Annotated in this window: 15 protein-coding genes; 7 read left to right on the plus strand and 8 right to left on the minus strand. The window is 72.3% G+C overall.

Annotation, left to right across the window (positions count from 1 at the left end; all coding sequences use genetic code 11):
* Window positions 1-39: 39 nt before the first annotated feature.
* Both MB828_RS36865 and MB828_RS36870 read right to left on the minus strand, forming a co-directional pair.
* Entirely contained in the window at window positions 40-246 is a 207-nt protein-coding gene (locus tag MB828_RS36865) for a DUF5999 family protein (protein WP_046727224.1), read from the minus strand.
* 277 nt (window positions 247-523) lie between these two features.
* Window positions 524-1,120, minus strand: a complete 597-nt coding sequence (locus MB828_RS36870) for a hypothetical protein (RefSeq protein WP_133024690.1) — start codon at window positions 1,118-1,120, stop codon at window positions 524-526.
* A 552-nt stretch (window positions 1,121-1,672) separates the two neighbouring features.
* Here MB828_RS36870 and MB828_RS36875 point away from each other — a divergent pair.
* Entirely contained in the window at window positions 1,673-3,193 is a 1,521-nt protein-coding gene (locus MB828_RS36875; RefSeq protein ID WP_301651976.1) for a glutamate--cysteine ligase, read from the plus strand.
* A 273-nt stretch (window positions 3,194-3,466) separates the two neighbouring features.
* Complete coding sequence (locus MB828_RS36880; RefSeq protein ID WP_046727258.1) at window positions 3,467-4,207, plus strand: CPBP family intramembrane glutamic endopeptidase; 741 nt, start codon at window positions 3,467-3,469, stop codon at window positions 4,205-4,207.
* Here the strand turns inward: MB828_RS36880 and MB828_RS36885 are convergent.
* Together MB828_RS36885 and argG are read right to left on the minus strand one after the other, a co-directional pair.
* On the minus strand, window positions 4,197-5,009 hold the full coding sequence (locus MB828_RS36885; RefSeq protein ID WP_301651977.1) for a PhzF family phenazine biosynthesis protein: 813 nt from the start codon (window positions 5,007-5,009) through the stop codon (window positions 4,197-4,199). The genes MB828_RS36880 and MB828_RS36885 overlap by 11 nt on opposite strands.
* A gap of 517 nt (window positions 5,010-5,526) precedes the next feature.
* A complete protein-coding gene (gene argG, locus MB828_RS36890; RefSeq protein ID WP_301651978.1) occupies window positions 5,527-6,975 on the minus strand; it encodes an argininosuccinate synthase in 1,449 nt (482 codons plus the stop codon).
* A gap of 155 nt (window positions 6,976-7,130) precedes the next feature.
* Here argG and MB828_RS36895 point away from each other — a divergent pair, with 155 nt between their 5' ends.
* Window positions 7,131-7,769, plus strand: a complete 639-nt coding sequence (locus MB828_RS36895; RefSeq protein WP_301651979.1) for a PadR family transcriptional regulator — start codon at window positions 7,131-7,133, stop codon at window positions 7,767-7,769.
* A gap of 119 nt (window positions 7,770-7,888) precedes the next feature.
* Here the strand turns inward: MB828_RS36895 and MB828_RS36900 are convergent, their stop codons facing one another.
* Both MB828_RS36900 and MB828_RS36905 read right to left on the minus strand, forming a co-directional pair.
* Entirely contained in the window at window positions 7,889-8,317 is a 429-nt protein-coding gene (locus MB828_RS36900; RefSeq protein WP_046727218.1) for a type II toxin-antitoxin system Rv0910 family toxin, read from the minus strand.
* Between the two features lie 78 nt (window positions 8,318-8,395).
* A complete protein-coding gene (locus tag MB828_RS36905) occupies window positions 8,396-8,602 on the minus strand; it encodes a hypothetical protein (RefSeq protein WP_301651980.1) in 207 nt (68 codons plus the stop codon).
* Between the two features lie 198 nt (window positions 8,603-8,800).
* On the opposite strand from MB828_RS36905, the gene MB828_RS36910 reads away from it, so the two are divergent.
* Window positions 8,801-9,388 carry a Clp protease N-terminal domain-containing protein gene (locus MB828_RS36910; protein WP_301651981.1) on the plus strand — a complete coding sequence of 196 codons (588 nt, stop codon included), beginning with the start codon at window positions 8,801-8,803 and terminating at the stop codon, window positions 9,386-9,388.
* Between the two features lie 46 nt (window positions 9,389-9,434).
* Window positions 9,435-10,409: an EamA family transporter gene (locus MB828_RS36915; RefSeq protein WP_301652015.1), complete on the plus strand. Its 975-nt coding sequence runs from the start codon at window positions 9,435-9,437 to the stop codon at window positions 10,407-10,409.
* 260 nt (window positions 10,410-10,669) lie between these two features.
* Here the strand turns inward: MB828_RS36915 and MB828_RS36920 are convergent, their stop codons facing one another.
* Window positions 10,670-11,359, minus strand: coding sequence for a pyridoxamine 5'-phosphate oxidase family protein (locus tag MB828_RS36920; RefSeq protein WP_133024696.1), 690 nt, complete (start codon window positions 11,357-11,359; stop codon window positions 10,670-10,672).
* A gap of 36 nt (window positions 11,360-11,395) precedes the next feature.
* Here MB828_RS36920 and MB828_RS36925 point away from each other — a divergent pair, with 36 nt between their 5' ends.
* Window positions 11,396-12,727 (plus strand): aminotransferase class I/II-fold pyridoxal phosphate-dependent enzyme, encoded by a 1,332-nt coding sequence (locus MB828_RS36925; RefSeq protein ID WP_301651982.1) that lies wholly within the window; start codon window positions 11,396-11,398, stop codon window positions 12,725-12,727.
* A gap of 91 nt (window positions 12,728-12,818) precedes the next feature.
* Here the strand turns inward: MB828_RS36925 and MB828_RS36930 are convergent, their stop codons facing one another.
* The gene (locus MB828_RS36930) at window positions 12,819-13,763 is read right to left on the minus strand and encodes a DMT family transporter (protein WP_301651983.1); all 945 of its coding nucleotides are present in this window, start codon (window positions 13,761-13,763) and stop codon (window positions 12,819-12,821) included.
* Between the two features lie 74 nt (window positions 13,764-13,837).
* Here MB828_RS36930 and MB828_RS36935 point away from each other — a divergent pair, with 74 nt between their 5' ends.
* On the plus strand, window positions 13,838-14,740 hold the full coding sequence (locus MB828_RS36935) for a LysR family transcriptional regulator (RefSeq protein WP_133024699.1): 903 nt from the start codon (window positions 13,838-13,840) through the stop codon (window positions 14,738-14,740).
* Window positions 14,741-14,750 lie beyond the last annotated feature (10 nt).

Raw genomic sequence — 14,750 nt, forward strand, 5'->3', positions numbered from 1 at the left:
CGGAGCGGCGGGGCCGCCCGGGGGTGGTGCGGTGTCCGCTCAGGCGGCGGTCATCACGCTGCCGGCACCGAGCGGGCGGTGCGGGGCGATGATCTGACCGTCGGGCAGGAGCTCGCCGGTGTCCTCGAAGAGCAGCACGCCGTTGCACAGCAGGCTCCAGCCCTGCTCCGGGTGGTGCGCCGTGAGACGGGCGGACTCCCGGTCGGCGGATTCGGCGGTCGGACACGGCGGTTGGTGCTGGCACATGGGTAGGGTCTCTCGCTTTGTTGTGGTCATGTCGGCCCCCGTGGTGATGAGTCGTTCGGAACCCAGTGTTGCCCTCCGGGCGCTGTTCCGCAGGGATTTCGCGGCACCGCTTCTCACAGGTTGGAGACGCGTCACCCGCCCGGACGGTTCAGCCACGCCGGGTTGTCAATTCGGGTGGTTTCTCATGGCCGGATGGGGCTAGTTCCTCTCTGGGGAGCGGTGAACTGCTCAAGCGAGCAGTTCACCGCTCCCCAGAGAGCGAAGGTCTCCGTCGGTCTCAGGCGGGCGTTCGGGCGGGTGTGATGAGGAGGGGCGCCGGGGTGACCCGGTCGGTGAGGACCGGGAGCAGTTCGGCGACCAGGTGCGGCCGGTGCGCCGCGATACCGGGCGGAGCGGGCGCCAGTGGGACGAGCAGGTCGGTGGCGGCCGGGTGCCCCTCGGCACCGTCCGCCGTGCGGTCCCCGTGCAGCCACAGGGTGAGCATGTAGAGGCCCGGCACGGACAGCAGACGCGGCTGGTACGTCTGCGGCAGGGCCTCGGCCTGGTGCAGGGCCCGCTCGGTGGACGTGATGTAGGGCCCTTCGAAGAAGTGCGAGAAGGCCCAGCCGTCCGGGGTGAGCATCGTGTCGGCCGCGGCCACCGCCCGGTCGCCGCAGCGGATCAGGAAGCGCCAGCCGGCCAGCCGGGTGGCGGACACGCCCTCCGGGGTGATCCGGTCCAGGACGTGCACGGGCAGCGGGAGTTCGGGGACCGCGGGACCCTGCGCGGTGCGCAGGGAAGGGGTCCGGGCCTCGCTGACCGCGGTGGGGGAACCGAGGGCGGTGAGGACGGAACGCAGTGCGGGCGCGGGGGCAGGAGGGACTTGCAGCGGCATGGTGGGTCGCCTCTCATTCGACAGGCGCGGTGGCGCGAGGGCGGGGGCGGACGGCGCTGTCAGCTCACAGGGGGTCAGAGAGGCGGCGGCCCGGTTCGGTGAAAAGAGGTGCGGACGGTGTCCGCGCGCACCGGACGGCAGGACCAGGACCGTGGGCGCCGGCCTTCTGCCTTGTTCCGCGGAGTTTATACGACACGTGTTCAGGTGGTGTTTCACCGAGTCGTTTCACAGAGCAGAACAAGGCGCAATTCGGCCGCTGATTCGTGGGGAATCCTCCCGGTTTCCCGCCCGGCGGCACCCTGCTGACCTCGGAATACGAGGCTCTCGCGGTCGGCCGAATGTCGTCGGCGTTTTTCACGAGGAGTACGGGGAACCCGCAGTTGCACAGTGCTTCATGCCCCGTGAATGTGCCGCAGGACACATTCCAACAGAGTAGCGGGTGTCCGTCCTGCGCGCGACGTTATCGATCGTCCCGGCTGGGCATCATCCCACCTGGACCCGGGACACCGGCGGCCGGAACCTCGGTCCGCCCATTCGAGGAGGGACGCTTCGATGGGGGAGAAGGTCGTGGCGGGCCGGTTCGACCTGTCCGATCGCCAGCGCTACCGCGAAAAGCTCCGCGACTGTCTGTCGGGGCTGGAGCGGCTGCTGGTGGAGAAGCGGTTCGACCGCCCCAAGAACCTCATGGGCGTCGAGATCGAATTGAATCTCGCCGGCGCGGACGGTATGCCGAGAATGCTGAACGGGCAGGTGCTCGAACGCATCGCGAGCCGTGATTTCCAAACAGAACTCGCCATGTTCAATCTGGAAGTCAACATAGCTCCACATCGGCTCGGCGGCCGCGTTTTCGACCGGCTCGCGGAGGAACTGAGGACCTCGCTGGCGTACGCCGACCGCAAGGCAGGCGAGGTGGACGCCGGCATCGTGATGATCGGCATCCTCCCGACGCTGGAGCGGGACGACCTGGTCTCCGCGAACCTCTCCGAGGTCGACCGCTACACCCTGCTCAACGACCAGATCGTGGCCGCCCGCGGCGAGGACTTCCGGCTCGACATCGAAGGCGTCGAGCATCTCGTGTGCACGTCCAAGTCCATCGTCCCGGAGGCCGCCTGCACCTCCGTCCAACTGCACCTCCAGGTCACCCCGGGCCGTTTCGCCGACGTGTGGAACGCCGCGCAGGCGGCCGTCGCCCCGCAGATCGCCGTGGGCGCCAATTCCCCCTTCCTCTTCGGCCGTGAACTGTGGCGGGAGTCCCGGCCCCCGCTGTTCCTCCAGGCCACCGACACCCGCCCGCCCGAGCTCCAGGCCCAGGGCGTGCGGCCGCGCACCTGGTTCGGCGAACGCTGGATCAGCTCCGCGTACGAGCTGTTCGAGGAGAACCTGCGCTTCTTCCCGGCGCTGCTGCCGATCTGCGACGAGGAGGACCCGCTGGCCGTGCTCGACGCGGGCGGTGTGCCGAAGCTGGCCGAACTCGTCCTGCACAACGGCACGGTGTACCGCTGGAACCGGCCCGTCTACGGCATCGCCGACGGCGTCCCGCACCTGCGCGTGGAGAACCGGGTGCTGCCGGCCGGGCCCACCATCACCGACGTCATCGCCAACGCGGCCTTCTACTACGGGCTGGTCCGGGCCCTCGCCGAGGAGTCCCGGCCGGTGTGGACACGGATGCCGTTCGCCGTGGCCGAGGCGAACTTCGACGCGGCCTGCCGGGACGGGATCGACGCGCGCCTCGTCTGGCCGAGGCGGGCGCGGTACGGCGGCGGCACGGCCGAGGTGGACGCGGTCACCCTGGTCCGCGAGGAACTCCTGCCGCTGGCGGCGGCGGGGCTGGACGCGTGGGGTGTGGAACCCGCCGACCGGGACTTCTACCTGGGTGTGATCGACGAGCGTTGCCGCCGGCGGGTGAACGGGGCGTCCTGGCAGGCGGCCACCTTCCACCGGGCGCTGGAGCAGGGGCTGCCGAGGGATGTGGCGCTGGCCGGGATGACACGGCGCTACGCGGAACTGATGAACGCGGGAGAGCCCGTGCACACGTGGCCGGTGGGGTTATTGGAGCCGGCGCTGATGAGGTGAGCGGTGCGGGTGTGGGGGCGTGAGCGCCGTGGTCGGTGCGGTGGGTGGTGGGGTGCGGCGCGGTGGGGGCTTGTCGCGCAGTTCCCCGCGCCCCTGACGGGGCGCTGTTCCCCGGGCCCCTGACGGGGCGCTGTGGTCGGCGCTCCTTCACCAGGGGCCGCCTGTGTCTCCCTGGCCTTGATCGGGCAAGCTGTGACGACCCACGGCGTGGGGTTTGCCCGACCGGAGTCAGGAGCGCAGGTGGAGTACCCGCTGGAACAGCCCTCGCAGCGGATGTTCAGGGACGAGACGCTACTGGTTCTGGGGTTGTCGCTCGGGGCGAGCGGAGTGTCGGCGCTGATCAGCTTTGTCGGGTCGGTCACCAGACCGGGCGGCCTCAAGGACCAGGCGGCGACCCTCAACGCGTCCGCCGCGCCGGGCCGGCCCTGGCTGGACCTCGCCTGGCAGCTGTTCGGCATCGCCAGCGCGCTGGTCCCCGTCCTGCTGGTGGCCCACCTGCTGCTCCGCGAGGGCGCGAGCCTGCGCACGCTCGGCTTCGACCGCACCCGCCCCTGGCCCGACCTCGGCCGCGGAGCAGGGATCGCGGCGGTGATCGGCAGCACCGGGATCGCCTTCTACCTGGCCGCGCGCGGACTGGGCTTCAACCTGACGGTGGTGCCGGAGGCACTGCCCGACGTGTGGTGGAAATACCCCGTGCTGATCCTCTCCGCGATGCAGAACGCGATCCTGGAAGAGGTCATCGTCGTCGGCTACCTGCTGCGCCGCCTGGACCAGCTGGGGTGGAGCGCTGGCACGGCACTGGTGGCCAGCGCCGTGCTGCGCGGCTCGTACCACCTCTACCAGGGGATCGGCGGCTTCGTCGGCAACATGGTGATGGGCGTCGTCTTCGTCTACCTGTACCGGCGGTGGGGCCGGGTCGGACCCCTGGTGGTGGCGCACTCGCTGCTCGACATCGGCGCGTTCGTCGGTTACGCGCTCCTCGCCGGCAAGGTGGGCTGGCTGCCTACGGCGTGAACAGTTCGCCGTCGATGACGGTGACCGCGCGCCCGGTCAGCAGCACGCGGTCACCACGCAGGCCGGTGCGGACCAGCCCGGTACGGCGGGAGGCCTGCAACCCCGTCAGGTCGTCGGCGCCGAGCCGGGCGGACCAGTGCGGCGCCAGCGCCGTGTGCGCGCTTCCGGTCACCGGGTCCTCGTCGATGCCGACGTTCGGGAAGAAGCAGCGGGAGACGTAGTCGTAGCCCCTGGCCGGGTCCTCGGCCCGCGCGGTGGCGATGATCCCGCGCTCGGAGTAGGCGCCGAGGGCACGGTGATCGGGGGAGAGGCCCAGCACCGTCTTCTCGTCGGCGAGTTCCACGAGGAGGTCGCCGACGTCGGGGCCGGTGTCGAACACGGCGACGGGCTCGGCGCCGAGCGCCTCGGCGACCCCGTCGGGTGCGTCGAGGCGGGTGAGGGGGGCGGTCGGGAAGTCGAGGGTGACCGTCCCGTCGGTACCGGGCGTCGCGATCAGCACACCGCTGCGGGTGGCGAACCGTACGGGGCCCGGGTGGGCCCCGGTCGTCCCCAGCACATGGGCGGTGGCGAGCGTGGCGTGCCCGCACATCGCGACCTCCGTGACCGGGGTGAACCAGCGCAGCGCCCAGTCCGCGTCCCCGCCTTCGGGCAGCGGGTGCGCGAAGGCGGTCTCGGCGTGGTTCACCTCCATGGCGACGTTCTGCATCCAGTCGTCCTCGGGAAAGGCGTCGAGCAACACGACACCGGCCGGGTTCCCGGCGAAGGCCCGCTCGGCAAAGGCGTCCACGATTCGAATCCGCATACCCCAGAAGCTAGGCCCCCCAACCCAAGCCCCCCAAGGCCAATCCAAAACCCCTGGCCCGATTTCCCCCAGCCCCCCAAGACAGGCCCACGGGAAACCACGCAAGAACCCCCGACGGCGCCCGCTAGGGGCGCGGGGAACTGCGCGAGTACGCCCGACGGCGCGGCACCGCCCCCGCGACCCTCGCCACGATGGCGCCCGCTAGGGGCGCGGGGAACTGCGCGAGTACGCACGACGGCGCCGCACCGCCCCCACGACCCCCGCCACGATGGCGCCCGCTAGGGGCGCGGGGAACTGCGCGAGAACACACGACGGCGCCGCACCCCCGCGACCCCCGCCACGATGGCGCCCGGCAGGGGCGCGGGGAACTGCGCGAGTACGCACGACGGCGCCGCACCCGCCCACCACCTGTCGCCCCCGCCGCCGGCCCAGGCTCCCGCTCCCCGTCCGGCAATCCACCCCATGGCAACGAAAAGGGGCCGACCCTTGACGAGTCGGCCCCCTCTGAGCGTGTCGCTCAGTCCGTGCCCAGTTCCATCGCGGCCCGGTCCAGCAGCTCGTCGGCGTCCGACGCGGCCTCGCCACGAGACGCGATCGCCTCGGCGCCCCCCTCCGGCATGCTGCCGATGAGCCCGGTCGCCGCCGCCTGCGCCGCCCCGATCGCCGGGTTCGCGGAGCCGATCAGACCCAGCCCGGCGTACTGCTCCAGCTTCGCGCGTGAGTCGGCGATGTCGAGGTTCCGCATCGTCAGCTGGCCGATCCGGTCCACCGGACCGAACGCGGCGTCCTCGGTGCGCTCCATCGACAGCTTGTCGGGGTGGTAGCTGAAGGCGGGCCCGGTCGTGTCGAGGATCGAGTAGTCCTCGCCGCGCCGCAGCCGCAGCGTCACCTCACCGGTGACCGCCGCCCCGACCCACCGCTGCAGCGACTCCCGGATCATCAGCGCCTGCGGGTCCAGCCACCGGCCCTCGTACATGAGGCGGCCGAGACGCCGACCCTCGTTGTGGTACTGCGCGACCGTGTCCTCGTTGTGGATCGCGTTGACCAGCCGCTCGTAGGCCGCGTGCAGCAGCGCCATGCCCGGCGCCTCGTAGATGCCCCGGCTCTTCGCCTCGATGATCCGATTCTCGATCTGGTCCGACATGCCGAGCCCATGCCGGCCGCCGATCGCGTTGGCCTCCATGACCAGCTCGACGGCGGTCCCGAACTCCTTGCCGTTGATCGTCACCGGCCGGCCCTGGTCGAAGCCGATCGTCACGTCCTCGGGCAGGATCTCGACCTCGGGGTCCCAGAACCGCACGCCCATGATCGGCTCGACGGTCTCGATGCCGTTGTCCAGGTGCTCCAGGGTCTTCGCCTCGTGCGTGGCGCCCCAGATGTTGGCGTCCGTGGAGTACGCCTTCTCCGTGCTGTCCCGGTACGGCAGCCCGTGGGCCACCAGCCATTCGGACATCTCCTTGCGGCCGCCGAGCTCGGTCACGAAGTCCGCGTCCAGCCAGGGCTTGTAGATCCGCAGGTGCGGGTTGGCGAGCAGCCCGTAGCGGTAGAACCGCTCGATGTCGTTGCCCTTGAAGGTCGAGCCGTCGCCCCAGATCTGGACGTCGTCCTCCAGCATGGCCCGCACCAGCAGCGTGCCGGTGACCGCCCGGCCGAGCGGCGTGGTGTTGAAGTACGCCCGCCCGCCCGAGCGGATGTGGAACGCGCCGCAGGTCAGCGCGGCCAGGCCCTCCTCGACCAGCGCGGCCCGGCAGTCGACCAGGCGCGCGATCTCGGCGCCGTAGGTGTGCGCACGGCCGGGCACCGACGCGATGTCGGGCTCGTCGTACTGGCCGATGTCGGCGGTGTAGGTGCACGGGACGGCGCCCTTGTCGCGCATCCACGCGACCGCGACCGAGGTGTCGAGCCCGCCGGAGAAGGCGATGCCGACGCGCTCGCCGGCGGGAAGGGAGGTGAGGACCTTGGACATAGGAAGATTATGCATCAGACCGCATGGTCATGCAACGTCCCAGTTGAATCCGCCCGCGGGAATCGGGAGGGGGTTGTCAGGCGAACTGTTCCGATATATCGTTGAGACATCGCGAACGATACGCGACAGATCAACGATGGAATGGAGTGATTGCCATGCGTTCCCACGGATTCGAGCGTGGACATGGACAGGACGGCCCCCGCGCGAAGGGTGGCCGTGGTGGTTCCGGCGGACGTGAGGGTCGCCGTGCGGCGTTCGGGCCCTTCGGTCCGGGTGGCCCCGGCTTCGGCCCCGGTGGGCCCGGTTTCGGACCGGGGCACTGGGGACCGCGAGGACGCGGCGGCCCGAGGGGAAGGGCACGGCGCGGTGACGTACGGGCCTCGATCCTGGCCCTGCTGAAGGACCGCCCGATGCACGGATACGAGATGATCCAGGAGATCGCCGAGCGCAGCGGCGGCGCGTGGAAGCCCAGCCCCGGCTCGGTCTACCCCACCCTGCAGCTGCTGGAGGACGAGGGCCTGATCGCCAGTGAGAGCGAGGGCGGCAAGAAGCTGTTCTCCCTCACCGACAGCGGCCGCACCGCCGCCGACGAGGGCCCGGACGCCCCCTGGGAGGAGGCTTCCCGCGGGGTCGACTTCGAGGCGCTCGGCGAGATCCGCCAGGCCGGCTTCGGCCTGATGGAGGCCTTCGGGCAGGTCTGGAAGACCGGCACGAAGGAACAGCGTGAGAAGGCGCTGGCCGTCATCAACGAGACCCGCAAGAAGCTGTACCTCATCCTCGCCGACGAGGACTGACCGGCGAGGGCTGGCTGACAAGGGCTTGCCGGCGAGAGCTGATCGACGGCGCACCGGGCGTCCCGCGGACCACTCCGCGGGGCGCCTTCGCGTATGCGGGGAGGGGTGCGCGGCCGGGCTCAGGCCACCAGGCCGCCCAGCTTGCGCAGCGACTCGTTCAGCGCCGCCGTCGCCGAGTCCTTGAGCTTGCCCGCCATCAGCGACACGGCCGCGCCCGTGAACTCGCCGTCGATCCGCACCCCCGTGGCGTCCCCGTCCGGCGTCAGCGTGTACCGCGTCGCGACGGTCACCGCCATCGGCCCCTTGCCGCGGATCGCGAGCACCCGGGCCGGCTCCAGCTCCTCGATGGTCCACTCGACCTCCGCCGGGAAACCCATCAGCTTCATGTTCTCCTGGAAGGTCCCGCCCACCGCCAGGGTCTCCGGACCGCCCTTCGGGAAGTTGGTGTGGGTCGCGTTCCACTCCCCGTACGCCGGCCAGTCGGTGAGCTGCGCCCACACCTTCTCGGCCGGTGCCTGGATGCGTGCCTCCGCGCTGACTTCCGCCATCGGGCCACCCCTTCGTGTCGGGCTACGGTGTCGCGGAACGTAGCCGCAGGGCCTCGAACATTCAATACTGATGAACCGTCAGGAAATGTGCGGACCCACCCGCCGTATCACCGCCGCGTCGAACAGGTCCCACGCGCGCGGGTGCGGGCCCTCGTCGTGACAGTGCCAGGCGTCCCAGAACAGGTCCGCGAGCAGTGCGTCCGCCGGGGCGTGCACCCGGTACGCGTACTGCCTCCCGTCGACCGCCGGCAGGACGACCAGCCAGCAACAGCACCCGCTTTCCACATCGGAGGAGGACGTACGGCGGGTGCGCGACGGTTGCGTACGGGGCGCACGGCAAGGAGGCGCGCGCCTTTCTGCCGGAACCGGCCTGATCTCATCCGTAAGGAGGAGATCGGCGCCACCGGGGTCCACTCTGTGTGGGACGCGGAAATGCTCCCCCTCGCGGATGACTCGGCCGCCCCGGGTTGATGGGGTAGAGGTGTGCAACCCCGTATTCCCCGCCAGCCCGCCCAGGACCAGGGCGGTATCCACGCGGACGACGATGCCGGGCTCGGTGCCGAGCTGGCAGCGGTGGTCGCCGGTGCCCGCCGCCGGGCCGTGCGGGACGGGGACCGCCAGGTCGACACCGCCCATCTGCTGCACTCCCTGATCGAGTACGACCCGGAGGTCCGCGACCTCGTCGGCGACGCTCCGCAACTCGCCCGGCTGCTCGGCTACCTCGTGCAGCGCAGCATCGGCTACGGCCTGCGCTGGCAGAGCGGGGTCGAGGACTCCGGCGCGTTGCCGTCCGTCGGGCCAGGTGAGGGAAGGCGCGACGGGAGGACCGAGGGTGCCTGGTCTCCGGTGGCGACGGCCGCCGTGGAGTACGCCCGCAGCCGCGCTCGGCGCCGCGGCGGCACCCGCGCCCAGGGCGTCGACCTCCTCGCGGGGCTGGTCGTCGACCCGGAGTCGCGGGCCGTGCAGGTGCTGGAACGGGCGGGTGTGGCCGCTCGCGACCTGGCCGCGCGGATCGACGCGGACGGCGGGCTGTCGGACCCCGGCGTGGAAAACCGCACGTCCAGCCGTTGAGACAGGTGTCATGGGGGGTGACGGTCATGTCGTCCCCTGCCATCATGTGCCGGTGCACACCACTGACAGCAGCCATGGAAAGAGCCTCGGGCTCCTGCTCGCCCTCGGCTCGGCGCTCGCCTTCGGCGGCTCCGGTGTCGCCGCCAAGCCCCTGATCGAGGCGGGGCTCGCGCCGCTGCACGTGGTGTGGCTGCGGGTGGCCGGTGCCGCCCTGGTGATGCTTCCGCTCGCCGTCCGCCACCGTGACCTGCCGCGCCGCCGGCCCGCGCTGCTCGCCGGGTTCGGCCTGCTCGCCGTCGCGGGTGTCCAGGCCTGCTACTTCGCCGCGATATCCCGGATACCCGTCGGGGTGGCGCTGCTCGTGGAGTACCTCGCTCCCGCGCTGGTGCTCGGCTGGGTCCGCTTCGTGCAGCGACGGCCGGTGAGTCGGGCCGCCGCGCTCGGAGTGGTCCTCGCGGCGGGCGGCCTCGCCTGCGTCGTGGAGGTGTGGTCGGGGCTGCGCTTCGACGCCCTGGGGCTGGCGCTGGCGCTGGCCGCGGCCTGCTGCCAGGTGGGGTACTTCGTGCTGGCCGACCACGGGGGCGGCGAGGGCGTGGACCCGCTGGGCGTGATCGCGTACGGCCTGCTGGTGGGTGCGGGGCTGCTCACCGTGGTGGCCCGGCCGTGGGAGATGGACTGGTCGGTGCTCGGCGGCTCCGCGCGGATGCACGGGGTGGCCGTGCCGGCGGTGGCCCTGCTGGGGTGGATCGTGCTGGTCGCGACGGTCGTCGCGTACGTCACGGGGGTGCTGTCGGTGCGGCGGCTCTCGCCGCAGGTGGCGGGGGTGGTGGCCTGCCTGGAGGCGGTGGTGGCGACCGTGCTGGCGTGGGTGCTGCTGGGGGAGCGGCTGGGCGCGCCGCAGGTGCTGGGCGGGGTCGTGGTGCTGGCCGGGGCGTTCATCGCGCAGTCCGCCACGCCCGCGAAGGGCTCCGCCGAACCCCGGGCGCGTGGTGAGGCCGTCGCGCGGGAGCCGGCTGTCTGAGCGTCACCGGCCCGGCTGTCTGAGCGTCACCGGCTGCCGGTGGACGGCGGCCGGCCCCGCCGTTCCCTCCTCGGCCTCCAGCCACGCCCTCCCTCCCCCGGTCTCCGGCCGCGCGGTTCCGCGGTTCCCTGCCCGCTCTCCGGCCGCGCGGTTCCACCCCCGCTCTCCGGCCGCGCGGTTCCACCCCCGCTCTCCGGCCGCGCGGTTCCTCCCCCGGCCTCCGGCCGGGGGTGCCCAGCGCCCCTCGGTGTGCCGCGACCTCAGCGGGCCGTCAGATATCCCGGGACCGCTATGTCCACGGCCAGGTCGTCGTTCGGGACCGGGGCTTCGTAGCCCTTGCGCAGCGGCAGCACGCCCGCCCAGTACGGGAGGTCCATGTCCTCCGGCTCGTCGAGCGCGCCGCCCGTGCGGGTCTTCGCGGAGACCTCGTCCAGGTCGAGGCGGATCACCGCGGTCGCGGCCAGTTCCTTCTTGTCGGCCGGGCGGGAGTCCGCGGAGCGGCCCGTCACCACATGGTCGACCAGCGCGTCCAGGGCGAGGCGCTTCTCCTCGGGGTCGGTGACCTGGTGGGCGACGCCGTGCACCACGACCGAGCGGTAGTTGACCGAGTGGTGGAAGGCGGAGCGGGCCAGCACCAGGCCGTCGACATGGGTGACCGTCACGCACACCGGGAGCCCGGGGTCGGTCTGCCCGGTCATCCGCAGCGGGCGGGAGCCCGTCGAACCGTGCAGGTAGAGCACCTCGCCGACCCGGCCGTACAGCGTCGGCAGGACCACCGGCGCGCCGTCGCGCACGAAGCCGAGATGGCAGACGTAGCCCTCGTCGAGGATCGCGTGCACCACTTCCTTGTCGTACGACGCCTTGTGCGCCGCGCGCGTGGGGACGGTGCGGTCGGTCGGCTCGTAGGCGGCGGGCTGGGCCGGTACGGTCGCCGGCTGGGCTGTCTCCATTGCGGAACTCCATTGCACTAGTGCATAATCTGCTTTGTGCTAGGAGAATATCGGATCGAAGGGCGTGGCGCAGCGGAGATTGCCGCCAGCGTCGAGCGCGCGGTGGGTTCCGGAGAGCTGGAACCAGGGCAACTGCTGCCTCCGATGCGGGAGTTGGCGACCCGGCTCGGGGTGAATCCCAATACGGTCGCGGCCGCGTACCGCACCCTGCGCGACCGTGGGGTCATCGAGACCGCCGGCCGCCGGGGCAGCCGGGTCCGGTCCAAGCCGGCCACCACCGGACGTGACGGGATCAGGGTGGACGTACCGGCCGGGGTGCGCGACCTGTCCTCGGGCAACCCCGACCCCGCGCTGCTGCCCGCCCTCGCGCCGGTGCTGGCGGCCGTGGCGGCGGAGGGAGACCGCGCCCCGGTCCTCTACGGCGCCGATCCGGTCGAGCCGGAACTGGAGCGCGTCTCACGTGCGGGTTTCGCCACCGACGGCGTGCCCGCCGGTCCGGTCACGGTCACCTCGGGCTCCCTCGACGCCGTCGAACGCGTCCTGCTGGCCCACCACCGCCCCGGGGACCCGGTCGCCGTCGAGGATCCCGGCTGGGGCCGCACCCTGGATCTCGTCCCCGCGCTCGGCCTGCGTACCGTGCCGGTGCCGGTGGACGACGAGGGACCGCGCCCCGACGGACTGCGCCGCGCGCTCGAGTCGGGGGCGCGTGCCCTGATCGTCACGGCGCGGGCGCACAACCCCACCGGCGCCGCGGTGAGCGCCCCGCGCGCCCGAGCCCTGCGGGCCGTCCTGCGCGCCCACCCGCACACCGTGCTGATCGAGGACGACCACGGGCACGGCATCGTCGACCTTCCCCTGCACCCCCTGGTGGGCGTGACCCACCACTGGGCCTTCCTCCGCTCGGTCGCCAAGGCCTACGGCCCCGACCTGCGCCTGGCCGTCATGACCGGCGACGAGGTCACCGTCGACCGGGTGCGGGGGCGTCAGCGCCTGGGGCCGGGGTGGGTGAGCCGGCTGCTCCAGCGCACGGTGGTCCGGATGTGGGCGGACGGCGCGGTGGACGGGCAGGCGGTCGCCGCGGCCTACCGGGCCCGCCGCGACCTGCTCATCGACGCGCTGGCCGACCAGGGCGTCCAGGCCCACGGCCGCAGCGGCATGAACGTCTGGGTCCCGGTCCCGGACGAGACGGGTGCGGTGTCCCGCCTGCTGCACGCCGGGTGGGGCGTGTCCCCGGGGGCGCGCTACCGCCTGGCGACCCCGCCGGGCATCCGGATCACCGTCTCGACGCTGACCCCCGAGGAGACCGGCCGCCTGGCGGCGGCGGTGGCGGCGGCGGTGGGACCGGGGAGGGGCCGGGTACTCGCGTAGCCCGGTGGCCGGGTTCTTTGCCTGTGTCCCGAGGGGGACAGGCTCGTCGGGGGGGGCGGGACCCACGCGTGTGACCCGGGAGCCGGGCGCCTCAGGAGGCGCTCGTCCTGGGTCGCATCTGGGTGAGCGCCGCCCCCGCCAGCACCACCACCGCCCCCACCGGCGTGCTCCAGTGCAGCGACTCGCCCAGCACGGCGACGCCCGCCGCCGTGGCGATGACCGGGATGAAGTACGTGACCATCTGGGCGGTGGTCGGGCCGACCTCGGCGACCAGTCCGTACTGGATCAGCACCGCGAGCCCGGTGCCCAGCGCGCCCAGCGCGGCGATCGCCAGCAGGGGCAGCCAGGAGACATGCCCCGGGAAGGACGTGAACAGGGGTGTCACGACCGCCAGTTGCACTGTCGCGAGGAGCAGCTGCGCCCCGGTCATGGACAGATGCGAGTTCCCCGTGCCCGCCAGGGTCCGCCGGACGTAGATCCAGCCGATCGGATAGCTGAGCGACGCCAGCAGTGCCATCGCGGTGCCCGTGACGTCCAGCCCGTGGAAGCCCTGCCAGGCCCCCAGCACCGTCAGCACCCCGAGGAAGCCCAGGCCGAGCCCGGCGAACCGGATCCGGGTCGGCCGGTCCTCCGACAGGGCCACCAGGGACAGCGCCATCCCCCACAGCGGCGAGGTCGCGTTGCAGATGCCGGCCAGGGTGGACGGGATCGTCAGCTCGGAGTACGCGAACAGGGAGAACGGCAGCGCGTTCAGCAGGAACGCGGCGACCGCCAGCCGGCCCCAGGTGCGGGCCCCGCGCGGCAGCCGCTCCCGCTTCCAGGCCATCGCCGCCGCCAGCACCGCCGTGCCGAACACCAGCCTGCCAAGGGTGACCTGGAACGGGGCGTACCCCTGCGTCCCCACCTTGATCAGGAGGAAGCTGAAGCCCCAGATCAGGGACAGGACGCCGAAGCGCAGACGCCAGTCGAGGCGGGGGCGGGGACGATCGCCGGCAAGCGTCGGCTCGCCGGTCGCGGCGGTGGTCACGGTGCTCATACCGTCCACCTTGCTGGAGCTGACGTCGTAGCACAATCGAGATTTCCCGCGCAGTACCTCGTAGGATCACTTACATGTTGAACCTGGAGCGCCTGCGCACCCTCGACGCCCTCGCCCGGCACGGCTCGGTCAGCGGGGCCGCCGACGCCCTGCACGTCACGACGTCGGCCGTCTCGCAGCAGATGGGCAAACTGGAGCGCGAGGTGGACCAGCAGCTGCTCGCCAAGAACGGCAGGGGCATCCGGCTCACCGACGCCGGGCGGCTGCTCGCCGAGCACGCCGCCCGCATCCTCTCCCAGGTGGAGCTGGCCCAGTCCGACCTGGAGGCGCACCGGGGCCAGGTCGTCGGCGAACTCCGGTTGTCGGCGTTCCCGACGGCCGCCCGCGGCCTCTTCCCGGCCGCGCTGGCCGCGCTGCGCACCCGGCACCCGGCCCTGCGCGTCCGCTCCAGCGAACTGGAACCGGAGAGCGGCATCGCCGGGGTGGTCCGCGGCGACCTCGACCTCGCTGTCGTCCTGGACTGGTACAACAAGCCGATGCCGCTGCCCGACGGGCTGGTCAAGGCGCCCCTGCTCGACGACCCCGCCGACGTGGCCCTCCCGGTCGGCCACCGGCTCGCCGGCCGGGACGAGGTGGACCTGGGGGAGTTCGCCGAGGACGAGTGGATCACCTGGGGCGAGGGCGAGTTCTGCCACGAGTGGCTGATGTTCACGCTGCGCTCGCGCGGGGTCGAACCGATCGTCGGGCACCGAGCCGCCGAGACGCACACCCAACTCAACCTGGTGGCGGCCGGGTTGGGAGTCTGCATCGCCCCGCTGCTGGGTCGTCACCCGGTGCCCGAGGGCATCGTGACCGTGCCGCTCAAGCAGCGGGTACGCCGCCACGTGTACGTCGTCTGGCGGGCGGACGCCGACCGCCGCCCGTCGATCCGGGCGGCGGTACAGGCCCTGCGCGGCGCGGCCGAGGCGATCTCCTGACCGCGCCGCT

This window comes from Streptomyces arenae, assembly GCF_022343545.1.
Lineage (GTDB): Bacteria > Actinomycetota > Actinomycetes > Streptomycetales > Streptomycetaceae > Streptomyces > Streptomyces humi.

What these genes read in the sequence shown, in the direction of transcription:
- MB828_RS36865 (WP_046727224.1), bottom strand. Translation starts at nt 246, where the DNA reads ATGTGCCAGCACCAACCGCCGTGTCCGACCGCCGAATCCGCCGACCGG.
- MB828_RS36870 (WP_133024690.1), bottom strand. Translation starts at nt 1,120, where the DNA reads ATGCCGCTGCAAGTCCCTCCTGCCCCCGCGCCCGCACTGCGTTCCGTC.
- MB828_RS36875 (WP_301651976.1), top strand. Translation starts at nt 1,673, where the DNA reads ATGGGGGAGAAGGTCGTGGCGGGCCGGTTCGACCTGTCCGATCGCCAG.
- MB828_RS36880 (WP_046727258.1), top strand. Translation starts at nt 3,467, where the DNA reads ATGTTCAGGGACGAGACGCTACTGGTTCTGGGGTTGTCGCTCGGGGCG.
- MB828_RS36885 (WP_301651977.1), bottom strand. Translation starts at nt 5,009, where the DNA reads ATGCGGATTCGAATCGTGGACGCCTTTGCCGAGCGGGCCTTCGCCGGG.
- argG (WP_301651978.1), bottom strand. Translation starts at nt 6,975, where the DNA reads ATGTCCAAGGTCCTCACCTCCCTTCCCGCCGGCGAGCGCGTCGGCATC.
- MB828_RS36895 (WP_301651979.1), top strand. Translation starts at nt 7,131, where the DNA reads ATGCGTTCCCACGGATTCGAGCGTGGACATGGACAGGACGGCCCCCGC.
- MB828_RS36900 (WP_046727218.1), bottom strand. Translation starts at nt 8,317, where the DNA reads ATGGCGGAAGTCAGCGCGGAGGCACGCATCCAGGCACCGGCCGAGAAG.
- MB828_RS36920 (WP_133024696.1), bottom strand. Translation starts at nt 11,359, where the DNA reads ATGGAGACAGCCCAGCCGGCGACCGTACCGGCCCAGCCCGCCGCCTAC.
- MB828_RS36930 (WP_301651983.1), bottom strand. Translation starts at nt 13,763, where the DNA reads ATGAGCACCGTGACCACCGCCGCGACCGGCGAGCCGACGCTTGCCGGC.
- MB828_RS36935 (WP_133024699.1), top strand. Translation starts at nt 13,838, where the DNA reads ATGTTGAACCTGGAGCGCCTGCGCACCCTCGACGCCCTCGCCCGGCAC.